The sequence below is a fragment of the Streptomyces sp. NPDC051310 genome, assembly GCF_044455245.1.
Classification (GTDB): Bacteria; Actinomycetota; Actinomycetes; order Streptomycetales; family Streptomycetaceae; genus Streptomyces.
Genome location: NZ_JBITEO010000020.1, coordinates 32,782 through 51,109 on the forward strand (window position 1 = coordinate 32,782; position 18,328 = coordinate 51,109).

At 69.9% G+C, this 18,328-nt stretch carries 17 protein-coding genes and 1 pseudogene; 10 read left to right on the forward strand and 8 right to left on the reverse strand.

Annotated elements, in window-relative coordinates; all coding sequences use genetic code 11:
- Positions 1-221: 221 nt before the first annotated feature.
- Both ACIA79_RS25505 and ACIA79_RS25510 read left to right on the forward strand, forming a co-directional pair.
- Positions 222-680: pseudogene (locus tag ACIA79_RS25505) on the forward strand (MFS transporter); the annotation flags it as partial.
- Complete coding sequence (locus tag ACIA79_RS25510) at positions 628-1,479, forward strand: MFS transporter (RefSeq protein ID WP_399430751.1); 852 nt, start codon at positions 628-630, stop codon at positions 1,477-1,479. The pseudogene ACIA79_RS25505 and the gene ACIA79_RS25510, both read left to right, overlap by 53 nt.
- Positions 1,480-1,685: 206 nt before the next feature.
- Here ACIA79_RS25510 and ACIA79_RS25515 read toward each other — a convergent pair whose 3' ends face one another.
- Genes ACIA79_RS25515 through ACIA79_RS25525 form a run of 3 tightly spaced genes read right to left on the reverse strand, consistent with a single transcriptional unit; the run spans position 1,686 to position 3,942 of the window.
- The gene (locus ACIA79_RS25515) at positions 1,686-2,246 is read right to left on the reverse strand and encodes an NAD(P)H-dependent flavin oxidoreductase (protein ID WP_399430752.1); all 561 of its coding nucleotides are present in this window, start codon (positions 2,244-2,246) and stop codon (positions 1,686-1,688) included.
- On the reverse strand, positions 2,171-2,761 hold the full coding sequence (locus ACIA79_RS25520; protein WP_399430650.1) for a class I SAM-dependent methyltransferase: 591 nt from the start codon (positions 2,759-2,761) through the stop codon (positions 2,171-2,173). The genes ACIA79_RS25515 and ACIA79_RS25520 overlap by 76 nt, the downstream gene beginning before the upstream one ends.
- Positions 2,758-3,942, reverse strand: coding sequence for a hypothetical protein (locus tag ACIA79_RS25525; protein WP_399430651.1), 1,185 nt, complete (start codon positions 3,940-3,942; stop codon positions 2,758-2,760). Before ACIA79_RS25525 ends, ACIA79_RS25520 begins: the two co-directional genes overlap by 4 nt.
- Positions 3,943-4,834: 892 nt before the next feature.
- Between ACIA79_RS25525 and ACIA79_RS25530 the strand changes: the two genes are divergently transcribed.
- A complete protein-coding gene (locus ACIA79_RS25530) occupies positions 4,835-5,368 on the forward strand; it encodes a hypothetical protein (RefSeq protein WP_399430652.1) in 534 nt (177 codons plus the stop codon).
- 556 nt (positions 5,369-5,924) lie between these two features.
- Here the strand turns inward: ACIA79_RS25530 and ACIA79_RS25535 are convergent.
- Positions 5,925-6,854 carry an ADP-ribosylglycohydrolase family protein gene (locus ACIA79_RS25535; protein ID WP_399430653.1) on the reverse strand — a complete coding sequence of 310 codons (930 nt, stop codon included), beginning with the start codon at positions 6,852-6,854 and terminating at the stop codon, positions 5,925-5,927.
- 373 nt (positions 6,855-7,227) lie between these two features.
- On the opposite strand from ACIA79_RS25535, the gene ACIA79_RS25540 reads away from it, so the two are divergent.
- From ACIA79_RS25540 to ACIA79_RS25550, 3 genes are all read left to right on the forward strand, one after another.
- Positions 7,228-7,953, forward strand: a complete 726-nt coding sequence (locus ACIA79_RS25540) for a helix-turn-helix transcriptional regulator (RefSeq protein WP_399430654.1) — start codon at positions 7,228-7,230, stop codon at positions 7,951-7,953.
- Positions 7,954-8,058: 105 nt separating this feature from the next.
- Entirely contained in the window at positions 8,059-8,358 is a 300-nt protein-coding gene (locus tag ACIA79_RS25545; protein WP_399430655.1) for an antibiotic biosynthesis monooxygenase, read from the forward strand.
- 67 nt (positions 8,359-8,425) lie between these two features.
- Positions 8,426-9,502 (forward strand): DNA alkylation repair protein, encoded by a 1,077-nt coding sequence (locus ACIA79_RS25550; protein WP_399430656.1) that lies wholly within the window; start codon positions 8,426-8,428, stop codon positions 9,500-9,502.
- 369 nt (positions 9,503-9,871) lie between these two features.
- Here ACIA79_RS25550 and ACIA79_RS25555 read toward each other — a convergent pair whose 3' ends face one another.
- The gene (locus ACIA79_RS25555) at positions 9,872-11,392 is read right to left on the reverse strand and encodes a VWA domain-containing protein (RefSeq protein WP_399430657.1); all 1,521 of its coding nucleotides are present in this window, start codon (positions 11,390-11,392) and stop codon (positions 9,872-9,874) included.
- A gap of 347 nt (positions 11,393-11,739) precedes the next feature.
- Here ACIA79_RS25555 and ACIA79_RS25560 point away from each other — a divergent pair, with 347 nt between their 5' ends.
- The gene (locus ACIA79_RS25560) at positions 11,740-12,315 is read left to right on the forward strand and encodes a YdeI family protein (protein ID WP_399430659.1); all 576 of its coding nucleotides are present in this window, start codon (positions 11,740-11,742) and stop codon (positions 12,313-12,315) included.
- 411 nt (positions 12,316-12,726) lie between these two features.
- Here ACIA79_RS25560 and ACIA79_RS25565 read toward each other — a convergent pair whose 3' ends face one another.
- Positions 12,727-13,098, reverse strand: a complete 372-nt coding sequence (locus tag ACIA79_RS25565; protein WP_399430661.1) for a hypothetical protein — start codon at positions 13,096-13,098, stop codon at positions 12,727-12,729.
- A gap of 655 nt (positions 13,099-13,753) precedes the next feature.
- Here ACIA79_RS25565 and ACIA79_RS25570 point away from each other — a divergent pair.
- Both ACIA79_RS25570 and ACIA79_RS25575 read left to right on the forward strand, forming a co-directional pair.
- Positions 13,754-14,059: a hypothetical protein gene (locus tag ACIA79_RS25570; protein WP_399430662.1), complete on the forward strand. Its 306-nt coding sequence runs from the start codon at positions 13,754-13,756 to the stop codon at positions 14,057-14,059.
- 843 nt (positions 14,060-14,902) lie between these two features.
- A complete protein-coding gene (locus ACIA79_RS25575) occupies positions 14,903-15,193 on the forward strand; it encodes a hypothetical protein (RefSeq protein ID WP_399430664.1) in 291 nt (96 codons plus the stop codon).
- A gap of 198 nt (positions 15,194-15,391) precedes the next feature.
- On the opposite strand, the gene ACIA79_RS25580 is transcribed toward ACIA79_RS25575, so the two are convergent.
- Complete coding sequence (locus tag ACIA79_RS25580) at positions 15,392-15,535, reverse strand: hypothetical protein (RefSeq protein ID WP_399430665.1); 144 nt, start codon at positions 15,533-15,535, stop codon at positions 15,392-15,394.
- Positions 15,536-15,913: 378 nt separating this feature from the next.
- Here ACIA79_RS25580 and ACIA79_RS25585 point away from each other — a divergent pair, with 378 nt between their 5' ends.
- On the forward strand, positions 15,914-16,507 hold the full coding sequence (locus ACIA79_RS25585; protein ID WP_399430666.1) for a dihydrofolate reductase family protein: 594 nt from the start codon (positions 15,914-15,916) through the stop codon (positions 16,505-16,507).
- 964 nt (positions 16,508-17,471) lie between these two features.
- On the opposite strand, the gene ACIA79_RS25590 is transcribed toward ACIA79_RS25585, so the two are convergent.
- Positions 17,472-18,173, reverse strand: coding sequence for a hypothetical protein (locus tag ACIA79_RS25590; protein WP_399430667.1), 702 nt, complete (start codon positions 18,171-18,173; stop codon positions 17,472-17,474).
- Positions 18,174-18,328: the final 155 nt, after the last annotated feature.

The following is an 18,328-nucleotide window of genomic DNA, read 5'->3' on the forward strand; positions in this document are numbered from 1 at the left end:
TAGTCGAGCAGCCGGGGCGTACGTCGCCTACGAGCCCGGCCCGGCTCCTGCGGGCAGGTGGAACCTCCGTGTCTCCGGGCGCGACCGCTGGTTGCGCCAGCGCCCTTGGACGTCGTGCTGCAACGCAAGCCTCCGTCCAGCAGCGCACCGGGCCGCGTTCCGAGGTCCCGAAGGGGCGGCGGTAGCGTCACGGCACTGCAAGCTCGCGAGGGAGTAGGGCGATGTCGGCTTCGACGCACGATCGAGCTGCCTGGTGCCGGTTCCGGCAATTCTGGGCTTCCACGGCCGCGTCGAACCTGGCCGACGGGATGCTGCTGTCCGCCACACCACTGGTCGCCCTGACCCTCACCCGCGATCCCCTCGCCATCACCACAGTCACCGCCGTGCAGTACCTGCCATGGCTGCTGTTCTCCGTACCCCTGGGGACGCTGGCGGACCGCGTCGACCGCATGGTCCTGCTCCGCATGGCGAGCACCACCCGGGCCCTGGGCGTCGGCCTGCTGGCCTTGGCCCTGGCCACAGGACACGTGCATCTCCTCATGCTGTACGCCTTGTCGTTCCTGTTCGGCCTGGCCGAAACCCTCTACGACAACACCTCCTCCGCCCTGGTACCGACCCTCGTCGAAGATCACCAGCTCGAACGAGCCAACGGCAGGCTCTACGCGACCTGCACCGTCGCCAACAGCTTCGCCGGCCCCCCGGCTCGGCGGCAGCCTGTTCGCGCTCTCGGTCGCCGCTCCCTTCGCCCTGGGCGCAGCCGGCTACGCCGTGGCCGCAGTGCTGCTGACCGTGCTCCCCCTCACGCACAGCAAGCGAGCGCCCCACAGGACCCCGACCACCTTCGTGACAGATCTCAAAGCGGGAGTGCGTGGCTTCACCGGCTCGCCCCTGCTCATGTCCCTGTGCGTCCTGTTCGGCGTCGGCAACCTGGCAAGCTCGGCCGTCTACGGCCTGATTTCCCTGACCGTGGTCGAACGCCTCGACGCGAGCCCCGCCACCTACGGTCTCGTCCTTGCCGGCGGGGCGGTCGGAGCCTTCCTCGGCGGCACGTACGGCGACCGCATCGGTGGACTCACGCGCCCCGGTACGGCCTTGCTGTGGACCACCGCCGTATCCGGCCTGGCGACCGCTGCCGTGGGGCTGGCCGACCACGTCGTGCTCCTCGGCGCACTGATGGCGGTGGACGGATTCGTCGTGGTGACCCAATCGGTCATCGCCGTGAGCCTGCGGGCCCGGCTCATCCCGGACCGGATGCTCGGTCGCGTCACCGCCGTTTTCCGCACACTCTCGACAGGGGCCTCCGCCCTCGGCGCGATCCTGGGCGGACTGCTGGCCCGCGCACTCGGGTTGTCCTGGCCTTTCCTCGTCGCCGGCGCTCTCGTCGTCGCTCTCGGGCCGATCCTGTTCCGCCGGCTCAGCAACGACCGCATCGAGGCGACGCTCCGCACCCAGCAGGCGGCCGAGGAGACGAAGAAATAGGCGGCAGTCGCCGCCGCAGGAGACCAGCGACACCGAAGTGCCGTGTGTGGCGCTCTCGTCAGCGGCGCTGCGCGGTGCTGCTGGTCCGGTGGAAGGGGTCCGCTCGACCGGATCGCCCGACGCCGATGCTGTGACCGAGTGGCGGTGGTATGACACCGCCACTCGATCACAGCGGCCGGTGGCCGCGCTTCACCGCAGGGGCATCTTCAACGGGCGCGAGGTGATCCGAAGGGAACGCCTCGGCCCGGGAGCTCCTTGACCAGCTGGGCCAGGTACTCCCTTGCGCGCAGGCCATCGCCGGCCAGCGCCGCTGCCTGCCCGGCCCACAGGTTCACGTACTCCGGCCTCCCCTGGGCGGCGGCTGCCCGGCGGATGGGCTGCATCAGCGCGTTCTGGACGGGGTAGGGCGGCACGGCGTCCTCGTACGCCGCCATGTCGCGGACGAACCGGTTGGGTATGCCGCGGGCGGTGCGGCCCGAGAAGAGCCGGGTGAGGACGGTCGTACGGGCCGCTGGGGTCCCGAGCCGGCGCTTGTGGACGTCACTTGCGCCGGATTCCCGGGTGGCGAGGAATGCGGTTCCAGCTCGGGCAGCTCGATGCCCCTGCTGAGCTGATGTGCGCCGTACGCGATCCAGGTGTCCCGGTTCTCCGTCTCGATGTCCGACATAGGTGCTCCAGCACTGGAAGGGGGTCAGGGGCGCAGGGCGTAGCAGCGCAGGACGTCGATGTCGGCGGTGCGGACCACCGACCAGCCGGCGGTGAGCAATTCGGTTTCCGCTTCGGTGATCCCGAGCCGTAGAAGGGCCGGGTCGGTGGTCGTGCGGCGGCCGGTGATCTCGGTGACGACCCAGAAGGTGCCGCCCGGCGCCAGGAGCTGGCGGACGCGGTGGAGGAATGCCGGCTTGTCGTCCATCCATCGGTAGGCCAGGCGGCAGGTGATGACCGTGTACGCAGGCTCCGGCAGGACGGTGAGATCGTCAGCCGTGAAGTCCAGGCACCGCCACGCGACCCGGGGGCCGGGCCCGGTGTCCTGGGCCGCGGCGAGCGCGACGGCAGTGATCGAGCAGTCGACGCCCGTTGCTCGGTACCCGAGTTCGTCCTGAAGGTGCCGGGCCACGACGCCTTCTCCGGTGCCGATGTCGAGGGCCGGGCGAGCACGACCGGGACCGAGATTCTCGTCCATGAGCCGCCTCTCGACGTCATCGAGCCGCCGGTAGCGGCGGCCTTGCACCCACAGTGGCTCCCAGTAGGCCGCGCTCGAGGTCGACACGGTCGTGGTCATGAAGCTCCTTCACGGGCGGGCGGCACGGCCGCGGAGTCGGGTGGGGCGGGCATGTCCCGCAGCGTGCGGACCGGGGAGGCCAGCAGCGGGATCAGGGGCGTGACCTGGAGGAGCGCGCCCATGGCGAGGACGGCCCGTAGGTCGAGGAGAAGCGTCAGGGCGCCGGCGGCCGCGGCGGCCAGCGGCCGGCTTCCGGCGGTCACCGCCGTGCTGACCGCCTGCATCCGACCCTGGAAGCGTGTGTCGCACAGGATCTGCCGCAGCGATCTCTGGCTGGTGCCGGCCGCCGTGGCCCAGAACAGCTGCACCGCAAGCGTCACGGCCAGGGCGGTCAGCCAGCGCCGGCCGGGCGCGGCGAGGAGCAGCGGCACCTGGGCGAGAGGGCTGACCGCGAACCCTGTGATGATCGTCCGGCCGACGCCGATCCGGGCCGCGATACGGGGAGCAAGCAGCGCGCCGGCCAGGCTGCCGGCTCCACCGACGCCCATGATCATCCCGAGAGCGGCCGGGGAGGCGTCGAGCGTGGTCAGCAGGAATACGCCCAGTAGGTGCTCATGATCGCCATGCCGAACGACAGCGTGGCAAGGGCTGCGATCACAATGCGGATCGTGGGCTGCCCGGCCACGTACCGCACGCCCTCGGTGATGTCTCGCCAGAGAGGGGCGGCGCTGCCCTGAGGGGAGAGCGGCCGATCCGGACGTCGTGGGGATGCGCCGTACGAGCGCGGCGGAGACGAGGAACGATAGGGCGTCGGCGAGGCGTTCCAAGTCGACGAGCGCGAACCCTGCCTCGCACCACCCCCCGTTCCGCGGCTGCTTGTCTCCGTGGATGTATCCGATGGGCACCGGGCCGACGCGGAGCAGCTGGGCGGCGTAGCCGCGGATCACCTGGTGTTCGTCCTGGGGGAGCCGGTCAGCGGTGCGGGCCGGGTTCCTCTCCGCTCCGTCGGCGGCGGCATCCAGGGCTGCTTCGGCCTCCGCCCGATCGGCGCGGTCGAGTGCACCGGACTCCTGCAGCCGGGCGCACAGTGTGCCGGCTCGCCGGTGGACGGCGCACCACTCGGCGGCGGTCGAGCCGGCCCCGGCCGCCGGGGTATCGGACACCGCGGTGAGCAGCAGGACGAGGTCCTGCGTGTTGCTCCCGACGAGTTGGGGAGCCTGTCTGTGGCCGAACGCGGGCACGACGTGACGGCATGCCCGGATTTCGCGGGTGCAGAACCTGTCGCGGGGCGAGACCTTCGCATACCGGCGGGCCCCGCCGGCCCCCTGCAGTCCCCACCCCTGGGAGCGGGCTCGGTCGTGTGAGGCATCGCGTGCGGCCGCAATGGGCCCGATGTGCTGCTCCGCCCAGCGCTGCACGTCTGCGGGCAACTGCTTCGCCGGGCTCACGCAGCGGACTTTGCACTGCGGTGCGAGCCGGACGTGGACAAGCCGCGGCCGCCGGCTGCGGTGAGGCGAAGGGGCACGGTTCCTCCTGGGGGTGCTGGTCTCGCTGCGCGAGGGCGGGCGGCGCTGGCGGGTTAGGGGTCGGTCAGCGGTCCCGGAGAGTGCAAGGAGACCGGGTGCCGTTGGCGTGGGGCGGCGGCGTGGACGGTGCAGGGGCCTGTCGTCCACTCCTGGTGGCCGAGACCGACGTGGTCCCCCCTTGACGGCCGTCCGGTGCGGTCGTGTGGCTCAACGACCCAGCCGGGATATCGAACACATGTGTTTCGGTCGGTCTCGGAATCCCGAGATGGAGCGGGCGGCGACGTGTGGAGGATGCACGGGCCCAGCCCTTGCAACGGGTGTACGCACTGGGAAGGTTGGCCGAATCGCCGACGATGGTGCTCACCGTGCCGGGGGCGTGTCGAGGCGCACCGGTTCAGGCGCGCGGAGGACGAGCCGGGGCGCTACCACCTGAAGAGCGGGTACGCCTTCACGGCGGCCTGTGCCGAGGTCGGGCGCAGCCGGGAGCTTGATGTAATGCCAGGGTGATGCCGAGCGCCGGGAACCGGGGCGGCTCGGTGTGGGGGTGAGGACGGGTGGAGACATGGCGGCAACAGGGCTTCGGGGTGCTGCGAGGGTGCCGGCGCGGTTGGACTGGGAGCTGCTGCCCCTGGAAGGCGTCGGTCCGCTGTTCTTCGGCATGCGTAGCACTGAGGCCGCCGCAGTACTGCCGGACATGATCGAGCTGCGTCGGTTCCGGGCTGACCCCTTCGCGGAGACCCTCGGCGTGGAGTTCGGAATGGGACGTGCGATGCCTGCGGTGTACTCCTACTTCGTCGACGACCGGTTGTTCTGCTTCGCGGTCGACGCGGTCCACGGCCCGCAGGTGACGCTCTGGGGAAGGGAGTTGACTGCCTGCCCCCCTGCCGATCTGGAACGGTTCCTCTTGCATGCCCACTGCTGTGAGGTGCTCGATGTGTCCTACGGCCCGCGGGGGAACCCTGGAAGCAATGAACTCGGTCTGGTGGTGCGACTGCAGGAGGTTGCCGGCGGCGTGGTGACCAGGCCGGTCATGGTGGGCCGGGCATGGGCCGACCGGTGCACCGATGACTGGGAAGGTGCGATCCCGGAGTGTGAATGGGTGGGCCGTCTGTGGCCCCATCCAGGTGGGACGGCGTCCTGACGCCACCTGGTCACAAGACGCACTGGGCCGGCTGGCACCACCTTTTGACCTGGCCTCTTCCCGCGGTGTGCTTCCGGCGCCTGCGGATTGCCGGAACCCCGATCGGAGCTCTGAAACGGCCCCCCGCAGTCCGTGGAAAACATGGCTGAGTGAGGATGTGGAGCTGTGGACAGAGCCCGAATCTTCCCCAGTGGCGCTCTTCGTCCCCGTTGGTTTCACAAAGAGAACCGACGGGGGGAATGGTGGGCGCGGAAAGCGAAGAACTCATTGCGCGGTGCAGCCGACCACCGCCGCGTCGACGGTCCCGGAATGCCTCGTCTTTCCGCGGGATTCTGGATCGCCCTGGCAGGCGGACCGGCCCGGCTTCGCGACGACGCCCCGATGCCCTGGCCCCGGAGGTGCTCGAACCACACCAGGACGGTGTCGTAGTCGTCGGTCGCAGGGGACCGGCCGAACCGGCGCCGGGATGGCGGCGAGCAGGTCGAGCGGCAGCCCGTGGCGCTCGACGTACGGCCGCGGCCGCGCGTCCCCGCGCATGGGGTGAGCAGGAGCCGATTCAGCCTCCGAGGCGGTGTGCGAGGTGAAGCAGATCGGACAGCCGCAGCACCCGTCCGTCGAAGCCGGGGAGGGGGACATGGAGCGGCTCGGTCCAGCGGGCGGGGACGGCGTCCAGCCCGTAGTACGCCCCCGCGAGGCCTCCGGTCACGGCGGCGACGGTGTCCGTGTCACCGCCGAGGTCGACCGCCGCGCGCAGCGCGCCTTCGAAGCTGTTGGTGGTGCGCAGGGCCCAGACGGCGGAGCCCAGGCACGGCCAGACGGCACCGTTGAACTCGGTCGCCTGATCAGGGTGCCAGTCGGGCGCGAGGACTGTGGCGTAGCGGTCCCGGTGGTCGGGGTGGACGAGATCCAGGATGTCAGGGAGCGAGGTGAGGGGGTCGGTGTCCTCGAACGTGACGCGGATGAGTTCGTGGAAGATCGCGGTGCCTTCCCAGGCCGCGCGGTCGCCGTGGGTGAGGGCGGCGATGCGGCGGGCCGCGTCCATGGTGGCTTCTTGGCCGGCGGCCGCGAAGCGGACCGCGGAGGTCGATGCCCGCATCAAGGAACCGTTCCCCGCTGCTCGTCGGTTGACCTGGAAATGGACCGCGGCGGCGAGGTCCCAGGGCATGCCGTTGGTCAGGACGTCTTCGGTCTGCAGGCCGATGTCCTTCGGTTCTGACGCTGCCCACCGCTGGAAGCGGGCGAAGATGTCCGGCAGGTCCAGTCGGCCCCGCTCCAGCAGCGACTCCGCGACGAGGACGGCCATCTGCGTGTCGTCCGTGGCCTCGCCGGGGTCCCAGCCGCCGCCTCCGCACATCTCGCCACCGGCCCCAGGCGCGGGAAACCGTGCGGAGAACGCTCCCTTGGGGCCGAACTCGAAGGGGCCGCCCAGGGCGTCTCCCACCGCTGAGCCGACGACCGCGCCGACGGCCCGCTGCATCCGCTTCATTCGCGCAGGTTATCCGTGCCGCACCGACGGCCGCGCAGCCCTGTTCCCTCGGACCGCGCAACTCCTGCGGACTCTGCCGCCCCATGACCCGCGCCCGCTGACGAAGGGCCTCCAGCGTGTTCACTGCCTCCAGCGGCTCCGTGAGGGAGCGGCCCGCCTGCGCGGCGGCCAAGGCGATGCTGCCCGTTACGGCGGCAGCAACGTAATGATCCGCTGGCACGCCGAGCGCCGGACGTCGACCCGTACGACACCTTCCGCCTCGAGACGGACAAGCGACTGGATCTTGCGACTGGGGCACGCCGGCGCAGCTCGTTCAGCATCTGATCATCTCCCTGTCTGCCTTGGCCTTCCGTAGGCGACATAGGGTTGGGGAGTGAACCGAACCGACCGTTTGTATGCCCTGGTGGAGCACCTGCGCGCTGTTGCACCGCAGTGCAGGTCTGCGCGGGCTCTGGCCGACCGGTTCGAGGTCAGCATCCGCACGATCGAGCGTGACATCGCCGCTCTGCAGCAGGCTGGAGTGCCCATTTACGCGCAGGCCGGCCGCCGGGGCGGATACGTCCTGGACAAAGAAGCCAGCCTGCCTCCGCTGAACTTCACCGCGGAGGAAGCGGTCGCAGTGGCGATAGCGCTTGTGCCGCTGCAGCAGACGCCCTTCGCCGGGCAGGCGGTGAGCGCGCTGTCCAAGGTGCTTGCGGCCATGCCCGCCGCGTCCATGGCAGGGGCACGTGACCTGGCCGACCGGGTCAAGTTCATGGGGAAAGCCGATGGTCCCTTGGCAGCCCCGACAGCTGTGTGGAGGGTGATCAGTAACGCCGTCCACCGTCGGGAGTGCGTACGGATCGACTACACCGACGCCCATGGACGCGCGTCCACGCGCGAGGTGGAGCCAGGACTGATGCTCACCGCTGAAGAAGGCCGGTTCCTGGCCGACTGGTACCTGGCCGGCTGGTGCCGTCTGCGACAGGAAGGCAGGGCCTTCCGGCTGGACCGCATCCGCCACGCCGAAGGGACCGGCGAGCACTTCAGGGCCAGGCCCGCCCACACCTTCATCCCTCCGGACGCCTGCTTCACCGTCCAAGACCTCACACTGGGGTGACGCCAGTCACAGGAAAACACCGACATAGGGCTGTCGCGATGCTCCTTCATGGTGGAAACGGCGCCGGCCCGGCGCCCCAGAACTTCTGCACCGTGAGGACAAGCCATGCAGTCCCCTGCCGTCGAGGTCGCGCGCTTCACCATCGACCCGGCAAACACCGACACGTTTCTTGCCGAACACCCCCGGTTTGCAGCCGCCGTGCGGGAGAACTGCGCGGGATTCCGCAGCCTGCGGCTGCTGCGTGTGGACGAGCGCACCTGGATCCACGTCGCGGAATGGGACACCAGGGCGGACGCCCTCAAGGCCGCCGAAACCGTGCCTGACCTGCCCGCGTGCCAGTCATTGCTCGCCGTGATCGATGAGGGCCTGTCGATGGACGTCGGCGAGATCCTCGACCACCACTGACAGAGTCTGCCTCCGCCCGGGACCCCGCGCCGCAGGGTCCCGGGCTCAAGCCACGCGGGAACAACGCATGCCCAAGCCACTCAAAGACGAAATCAACCCTCTCAGCATCGGCACACTGGCATCCGCCATCACGCAGGTGCATCCAGGCTTCGCGGAAACCGAGTTCGTGGCCGCAGCAGCCCATGGGCTGAACCCACTCGAACTCAAACAACGCGTCGCACACGTCGCAGCCGGCCTCGCACGATTCCTTCCCCAGCCGTTCCCGCAGGCAGCGGATGTCCTGCGCCGAGCGGCTGCCCGGACGGCCCTGGACCTGTGGAGCGGCTGGCCGGCCAACAACTACGTCGCCGACCACGGCCTCCACCACCCGGACGAGGCTCTGCACACCCTGGCAGCACTGACATCGCACGCCTCCGCAGAATTCGCCATCCGCGCCTTCCTCACCGCACACCCCGACCGCACCCTCACACAGATGCACACGTGGGCAGCCTCCTCCGACGTCCATCTGCGGCGCCTCGCTTCGGAAGGCTCCCGCCCCCGGCTGCCCTGGGCAACCCGCGTCCCCCTGCTCGCCGACCCCGAGCTCACCATCCCCCTGCTGGACCGGCTCCGCAACGACCCCGAGGACTACGTACGGCGCTCCGTCGCCAACCACCTCAACGACATCGCCCACGACCAACCGGCAGTCGCCATCCTCACGGGGCTTCGCTGGGCAGACGAGGGCGGGAAGCACACCGACACCGTTCTGCGCCATGGACTGCGCGGACTGATCCGCCGCGGCAACCTGGACGCCTTCGCCCTGATCAACGCCAGACCCGATATCCCGGCACGCATCACCGGCCTCCGCCCGGCCCGCAACTCCACACCAGTTGGACAGCCGCTGACCTTCAGCTTCGACCTCCACCTCAACCCCCGTCAGGCAGCGCGCGAACGCCTGATCCTCCACTACGCCCTCACCCCGGCCCTCAGCGACGCCGACAGTCCCCGCCTGCACTTCCTCTCCCAGAGCGCCCCACAGGCGCCACTCCGCCGCAGCATTGAACGCAGCCACCCGACGCAGTCCCTGCGGCCCGGCGACTACCGCCTCACCATCCTCGCCAACGGCACGCCTCACGCCCACGCACCGTGCACCATCACGGGATAGGCGTGCCGCATCGCGCCCGCCCGCCGCGCGGCCGCGGTGTGCTCGTGCGGCTGCACGGGCACCAAGCGTCCGCTGGACTGCGACGGGACCGGCGGCTTGGACCGGACGACCGGAACACAGCGGCGCCCAGCCGCATACGCACCTGTACTACGACGGGTTGGGTTCGGCAGCCCCGACGGCAGCCCGCGGCCGGACCGCCCCCAGCCTCTCCAGCCCGGACTTCTGAGGACCGGGACGCCAGCCTGAGTGGCCCCGGACGGCGACGGTCGGGGCCACGGGAGAAAGGTGCCGGGGCGGGTGAGCGGGCCGCCAGGGCTGCCTCGGCGGGGGACGGCAGTGGCTTTCCGGACCTCCGGACCGGCCGCCGGATCAGATGATGCCCAGCCGCCGCGCCTCGCGCATCCACGACGGGAATTCGGACAGCAGCCGGTCGTAGAGCTCCGCATCCGGTACGTCGCTGATGTCGTCGACGGCGAAGAAGCCCACGTTGTCGACGCGCCGGCCCGGCAGGGTGTCGAACCGCTCCAGTACGCCGTAGTTGGACCGCCCCAGCCCGACGAACTGCCAGAAGACCGGTTCGTCCACCGCCTCCCGCAGCTCGGTCTCGATCTCCTTGTTCCGGTAGACGCCGCCGTCGGAGAAGAAGAGCACCAGAGTGGGGGCTGCCGCCGGGTGCTCACGGACGTACGTCCGGACCTCCGCGATCACCTTCTGCTCCTCGTTCTGGATCCCGACCGCACGCATGTCCACCTGGCCCGGCAGCAGACCCTTCCGTGGCTTCTTGCGCCGGAACAACGACAGTTCACCGACCCGGACATGACGCTTCAGCCATTCCGGCAAGTCACCCAGGGCCAGGTCCGGCAGCCGGGCCGGGTTGGACGCGAACGTCCACGCCTGCATCTCACCGTCGTCGTCGAGCTGCGCGGCCACCGCGGCCATCCGCTCCACGACATCGGTCACGACACCCTTCGAGTACAGGAACGACATCGACCCGGAGGCGTCCAGGACCAGGATAACCCGCGCGGTCACCCCCTCCGCTCCGTGCTTGCGCAGACTGACGGCCACCTGCTCCTTGCGCAGGGAGAGCCGCTTGCGCATGTCCACCGGCAGCTGCTCCTCGCCCTTGACGGGACGCGGAGAGGAGGAGGCGGCCGGAGCGGGAGTCATCGAACTACGGGGCTGGGGCGGAGCGCTCGCGTACGGCGAGGCGGCGTAGGGAGCGGGGGCGGGGGCGGGCGGTGCTGACGGTGCGGGGGATGCCGTGACGGCAGGTGCGGGCATCGGGGCGGCGGGCGCGGGCGGGAACGGGGGTGTCGGCGTGGCCGCGGAGGAAGCCGTCGACGCGGTGGTGCCCGGTTCTTCGTCCACGCTGATGCCGAAGTCGGTGGCCAGTCCCGCGAGTCCGGACGCGTACCCCTGTCCCACCGCGCGGAACTTCCACTGACCGGCCCGCCGGTACAGTTCTCCTCCGATGAACGCCGTCTCCGTCGTGGCCTCCATCTCGAACGACGCCAGCTGCTCACCCGTCCCGGCGTCGAGGAGCCGCAGCCGCAGGCCGGACAACCGGCCGAAGGTGCCCCCGTCCGTGGAGGCGCCGAGAACGACCCGATCGATCTCCGGCTCCAGGGCCGCCAGATCCACGCCGACGGTGTCCGTCGTACCGCCACCGTCCCGCCGCTTGCCCAGATGACGCACGGCACCCGAGGCGTGGTGGGGCTGGTTGTAGAAGACGAAGTCCCCGTCGTCCCTCACCCGCCCGTCGGCACGGAGCAGCAGCGCCGAGGCGTCGACGTCCGGCGCACCGGTGCCTCCGGACCAGCCGAGCTCGACCTGCACCGCCTCGGCGGCGACGGGAAGGTTGCCGCCCTTGCTCATCGATGTCGCTGTCATCCGCCCAGTCTGCCCAGAGGCCCCGGCACCGGGTAACCCGCCCCCGGCGGATTCGGGTAAGGGCTGCACACCCGCGACGTACCTGCTGCCGGCTGCCCCTGCGGAGAACGACCAGCCCGTCCACGGATGCCCGCGCCGCCCGGAGCGGGCCGCACGACCGACTGCGGTGGCGACAGGTCCAGCGGCCCGACAGGCTGAGGCGGGCTGTGACTCCGCCACCTGCGGTATGGCCGCCGTGATGCGGCATCGGCACCGGCATCCGCATGTGCCCGCGGCCCGGGACGCGGCGGAACCACTCTCCTCGATATAGGACAGATGTCGTCCTGTATCGGGCTTAGTGTGCTCCTATGACCACTCAGGAGCCCCTGCCTTTCGAGACCGTCGCTGATCTCGACCGCTGGCTTTCCCGGCATCCCGCCCCGCACGGGGGGCTGTGGGTCAAGGTGGCCAAGAAGGGCTCCGGGCTGCCTTCTGTCACCGCCGCCGAGGTGAACGACGCGGCGCTCTGCCACGGCTGGATCACCGGGCAGCGCAAGGCGCTCGACGCCACGCACTACCTCCAGCGGATCACTCCGCGGCGGCCGGGCAGTCTCTGGTCCATGGTCAATGTGCGGCGGGTGGCGGTGCTGACAGCCGCCGGGCGGATGCGCCCCGCGGGGCTGGCCGAGGTGGACGCCGCGAAGGCGGATGGGCGTTGGGCGGCGGCCTATGCGTCCCAGCGGGAGGCGGACGTTCCGGACGACCTCGCCGCGGCGCTGGAGCGCAGCCCTGCGGCGAAGGCGGCCTTCGACGCGCTCGGCAGGACCGACCGGTATCTCGTCGTGCTGGACCTGCTGCGCGCCCGGACGCCCGAGCGGCGGGCTGCCCGGCTGGCGGCGGCCGTGACGAAGCTCGGGCGCGGGCCCGCTCGGCGGGACGCCTGAGCCTGCCGCGGGTTCTGGCGTTTCTGGGGGAGACGAGGCGGGCTCGTTGTCGGGACGGCGATACCGTGTACGACTGGTTCGTGCTGTTGGCCGCAACTCTGGATGCCCCGGACCGGGCGAACCATTCGGCGACCGTCTACCACCGTTTCTGACGGATTTCCTGCCGCGTTGCCGCCGCGAGGCCGAGGCCGAGCGGGCGCTTGTCGGTCATCTCTGCGCGGCGGCTTACTGTGCGTCCCCATGACGTTGGTGACGGCGACGCCCTGTGCTGGCGAGCTGCCCGAAGGGGGGAGGGGTGCACGGCCAATGTCGATCGCCTCACTTCGAAGCGGCAACATTCCCGAGCCTGGGACCAGCTGGTGCCGCCTTGCCACACAGGCGCTCGCGCCCAGCTGAAGGGGTGGGCCGCTCTTACCGAGTGCTGCCGAAGTCGCCGAAGACCTGCACGACCCACTGGTCCATCCTGGCTGCGAAGTCCGCTGCTGAGTCGATGTCCGAGGCAGGCAGGGAACCGCCATCGTCGAGGCCGTCGAAGAAGTCGACGTCGGCCCAGCCGCCACGAAACAGGACAACCGACAGCTCAGCCTCTGCCGAATCGGAGACGACCAAGCCGACGGAATCGGGATCGTTCACGCGAGCCCTGTCGGTCTCCAACGGCTGAGGCCACGCGGCCTCCCCATCCCTCCAGGTCATCTCTCCCACCGCAAGGCCGGCCGACCTCCAGCGTGCGACTCGCTCCACCAGCAAGGCGGCCGCTTCGTCCAGATCAACCACTCTGTCCATGAGGGGATCATCCCTTATGGCGGAGCGTGGCACCCACAGGGTGTCCGGCCGGCCCCGGCTCGGTGCCGTCCGGCCGCCTGTCTGCCGCCGGGCCGGCGAATTCTCGCCCCTGGCGTCGCCCTGCGCCGTCCGGCCGTCCAGCTCCCTTCGCACCTTCGCGGACCGGGTGGTGCGCCCGGCCCCGGCTTGGGCACGGCATGAGGTCATCCACGCCGTCAGCTCGTATGCCTGCTCCGGCTGTTGCCAGCTTTCGTTGTGGGTGGTGAAGGCGCAGCGGGGTGAGCGTCCGTTATGAGAGGGAAAATTCTTTTCACAAGCTCGCAAGCTATTGTGGTTCAGCTCACACCTTCGGCGCGTTTTGCTGCCTATGGGTTTTTCGTCCGTCCTTTCCAGATGGTATGTGCTGCTTCGAACCCCGTCCGGATTGTGAGATGGATTTGTGGCGGCGCGTGCGTCCTGACAGCGTTTTTGAAGTCGCCCCGCGAGCCAGGCCCACTCCCTTTAAGGGGAGTTGGGCCTGCTTTGTTGTCCGAGGCATGCAACTCCCTGGAGGGGCGGAGGGCTGCACTCCCGCGGTCTTCCGAGAGAGGGGGCCTGCTCGCCGGGATCTTGGCGGGTCGAGGCGGCAGGCCCCCCTGAGCCAAGGGGCCCACTGATGACGGTACACATCGAAGGTGTACACCTGCTCATCCTCGCCATTGGTTGTCTGGTCGGCTACGCCGCGTACAAGCACAGCCGCACGCGCCACCACGGCCTGCCCGTCGGGCCCGGCGACGTCATCGGCGCCATCGGGGCTGCCGCCGCTGTGATCACCGTGCTCATGCTCCTCTTCGGCGATGCACCCGACGTCGAGGCCGACGGCAAGAAGGAGAGCCCGCGTCACGCGCCGTCGTCCCCCACCCCGTCGACCGTCCCGTCCGTCCTCTCGGTATCTCCCGCGCCGGACAACAGCTCGTCCTGACTAGCGCGCCCGCAAGGAGAAGCCCCGCGCCCTGAACACCTCGGGGCGCGGAGCGGCGTAGGCGTCGAGAAGTCGCCCCGGCGGTAGCCATCCGTCTACGGTTCAAGGTCCTTCCGCCCACCGGTCAAGGCTGTCTCACCGGCACGCCCGGTGCCACGACCGGGCAGATCAGCGACGTGCGGCGGCGGCAGTGACGGCGCCGACCAGCGCCGCCGCCAGGTCGTCGGTTTCGGCGAGGCCACCGAAGCCCCGGCGCCCTCGCCGGCCCCCTCCGTCTCACAGCCGGCAGCACGCTGATGGCACGTCGGCGGCGGAGGCCGCGCATGCCGGGGGAGGCCGGGGGAGTGGGCTGCGGCAGCGGTTGTCGCCGTGGCCGAGGCAGGGCTCCTGGGCATGAGGCGCCGTCGCCACCTGGACCACTGGGCAGAAAAGGCGGTCCCACTGCCCAGCCTTCTGCACCTGCGGCTGGCCGGCCGACGAGGTGGGCACCGCACCTACGCGGGTCGCGTCGGTCGGCTGAGATCGGACGAACCAGGAGCTCTGGTCCAGCGCGCCTTTGATGATCGATGGGGCCTGACTTGGTCCTTCAACCAGTAGGGGCTTCCGGCGCGTGGCTCGCATACTGGTGCAATGAGTTCGATCTCCACGCACCTGCGGTTACGGGACCCTCGACGTACGAAGTACGACTTCCTCGCGTCGGTTCTCGTGTGCTTCCCGGCTGGGGAAGGTCGCGCACGTCGGTACGGCACCAGACTGTCCGGGGTGCACCAGCAAGGCCTTTTCTCTCCAAGGCGTCTCGTTTGCCGGAGCTGCGGGTTGGCGAAGGAGTGGCGTGGTGGCGGTGTGGCCTTGCACCGGGACCGGCACGCGCCGGCCACAGATCCGTACTTCGATGTCCGCCTCCGGCTGCAGACCGAGACCCGGCACGGGTGGGTGTGGGCCTACGACCTGGAACACCTGGACCTGCTCAGACGATTCGTGCAGGCACCGCTGCGTGAAGGGATCCCCTGGCGCGACCAGGGTCGAAGGATGACGGTGGTGGCCCGTCTGCCCGCATGGATGCAGCAGGCCAAGAACCGTGACGAGGTGCTGCGGGCCATCGCTCGCATCCACGCCTCGCTGCTCCGCACCTAACGCGATCTCCAACCCGTGCGGCGGGGTATGCCTGCCGGAGCCGGTCCGCGTTCACCGGGGTGGCATCGGTGCCCGACCACCACAGTCGAACCGGCTTCGGTGTCGCTCCGCTGAGCAGCTGGTCGCTGTCCAGGCGGATCACGGTCCGTTCGGCGACCGGGAAGGTGACGTCGGCCGTGGCCCAGGCTGAGCGATGGGTCAGCTTGCGCGCAGGCATGTGCCCGGGCTGCCGGAGTCCGCCTGGTCCGTGACTCGGAGGGTCCGTCGCGCCATGTGGTCGATCAACTCGTCGGTTCCGTAGGGCGCCAGCAGCTGCGGCACCGTCAGGTCGTCGAGGGTCATGCCGCCCATGGACAGGTGGAGCAGGACGACGGCGGTGCGGGACCCAGGCAGGTCCGCCTCGAGAGGGAAGGCGATGTTCCCGTCGAGTTGGGCGGTGAAGAACCGGGTGAGCTCGGCATGCAGTTCGGCACGGTTGGCGACGTAGTTGGTCGTGGTGCCCTTGGGGACCCCGGCCTGGCGTCGATCGCGCGCAGCGTCAGGCCGCGCGAGCTTTCGCCGGCGAGCACCTCGATCGCGCCGTCCAGGAGGGCGGCCCGTCGTTCGGGATTCTGACGCATGGTGACTTCCTTGCGAGGGCCGTTGACACCACTGCATGTGCAGTACTACGTTTAAACCACTACATACAGAGTACATCGGTTGACGTTACCTGGAGTTCGCATGCGCAAGCTCGTGTACTACATCGCCACCAGCCTCGACGGATGCATCGCGGCTCCCGACGGGTCCGATCCCACCAGCGGGCCGGGTGCCTTCTGGCCCTTCAGTGAGGACTACGTGCAGCACGTCGCCGCCGAGTACCCGGAGACACTGCCCGCCCCTGCTCGGGACGCGTTCGGGATCAGCGGGGAAGGGGCGCACTTCGACACCGTCCTCGAGGGGCGCCGGAGTTATCAGAACGGTGTGGACGCCGGAATAGCCAACGCGTACCCGCACTTGCGGCACCTCGTCTTCTCCCGGACCCTCACCGAGGCGCCTGATCCCGCCATCGAGGTCGTCTCCACGGACCCTCTGGCCAAGGTGCGTGAGCTCAAGCAGGAGGATGGCAAGGACATCTGGCTGTGCGGAGGCGGCGAGCTGGCCGGGGCGCTCTACTCGGAAATCGACCAGCTGATCGTCAAGCTGGCGCCCATGACGGTCGGTTCAGGAACGCGGCTCTTCGGGCAAGCGACCCCGTTCGACCCCGCCTTCTTCACCCTGACCGACAGCAAGATTCTCAAGAGCGGCACCATCTTCCTCACGTATGCAAAGAAGTGAGACACGCAGCAAAAGCATGCCTGTTCGGGTGCGGGAGTGTGACGGAGCCCGTCAGGCCCGTGCGGTAGCCCGTGTGCATGACGAGCCGGTTCGCGGGCACACGGGCGGCGAGGCGACGGGGCCGCCAACGGCCACCGCCCTCACGGTGTCCCCCGTGCCGTGAAGGGCGGCTTCCCCGGCCGGCCCGCACCCGAAGACGGGTGCGGGCCGGCCCCAGGCAGCGCCTCAACGACGCGACGGCAGAGATGGAGCGTGACCGGGCACTCCGAAAGCGCCTGTGTCCGTGCTCGCCGCGGGCGTGAGCGAGTTCGACGCTGATCCTCGGCGAAGCGCTGAAGATAAGGGTGCCGTTGCCCACGTACCCGCATAGTCCGCGGACGGACCGCCGGCACTACAGGCGCCCGGCGCCGCTGTGGGGCTGGAACCGGGCGGCCAGGTGATCGAGGGGGAAGAGCTGGGTTCCACGTCGGCAGACAGTGGACGCTGGGCACGAAGAGCGGGCCGGGCGGTGCATCGAGGGGCCAGAACCTGCAGCCCGATCGCCTCCTCGCGCTGTTGCGGGGCGTTGGACCAGCGGGTAACCAGTGGGGGACTGTCACCCGCACGACGTCGCCCACCTGGTCGAGGAGAGTGCCCAGCACCCGAACCTGTCGGATCCGCCCATGGGACCGGGCTCCTCGGCGACCTCACGAAGGCCGATCGAAGTGGCTGACGTGAAAACATTTCGCGGGCAGTGCGAAGGCCCCAGCAGGCGCCGGTGCGCCGCCCTCCGGCACTCGTCCCGGCCGGCGCCGACTACCGGCGTCGCCGTGGGACCGCAGACCGGCACACGGCAGCCCAGCGCAACCTCTTCCACCGCGTGACCGGGCAGCTCCACCAATGCCTGCAGCAGGGCCGAACCTGCGACGAATCGCTCGCCATCGGGCCCCCTCCCGCCACGGCCGTCCGAGCGCGGCCCGCGCACTCAGCCGGAAGTGAGGCAGGCTTCGAGGGCCGCCCGCTGGTGCGGGGGAAGGTGGTCGCCCAGAGGCACCTTGCGGGGGCTGTGATCGCCATCGCAGATCCAGCTCTGCTCTTCCTCGTCGAACCACCAGGTTTCGGCACCCCACATGGGGTGCCCCTGGAGCAGGTGCCTGGCCAGCGCCTCGCCCGCCTCGGGAGCACCCTGCGCGACGAGGGCCCGGACGACGGCGATCACTGCTGCCTCCGGAACCGCGGCGTCGCCGAGGACCGGGAGAAGGAGAAGCAGGCGGGCGTGAGGGTCGGTGACGCCCGTGGCACCTGGTGGTGCCTCCAGCAGGGCGGCGAGCTCGGGCCAGCACAGTCCGGGGCCGATGCGGTCCTGATCGTCGCTGGCCAGGACAAGGTCCTGGCTCCAGTCGGGATGCGTGAGGAAGTAGTCCGTGGCCGTGTACTCCTCGCCGCTGTTGAAGTGCACGACGATCGTGAAGCCGTCGGCCAGAGGCACCGCGAACACCGGCCATGCCGACGGATCGTGGAGCCTGTCGAGCATGACGCCCGCATCGCCCGCATCCGAGCCGAATGCCTCCGGGAGGAAGCCCTCGGACAAGTCCGCCAAGTAGGCCGGCCAGAAGCCCGGCTCATCCAGGAGCGGGTGCCCGTCCACGACGGGCGACGAGGAGTACCAGTGCCGTGCCATCACCATGCCGGGATTCTCTCCTCACCCGATCAGCACTGTTCGAAGCCCCCCGGCCCCTCGCCCCCCGGCCTCCCGACCGACCAGGCTTGACGGCGTCGCTGTCTGGAGGCGGGGTCATCCACGACACCGTCTTGGATCAATCCACTCAAGGGCTCCCGCGA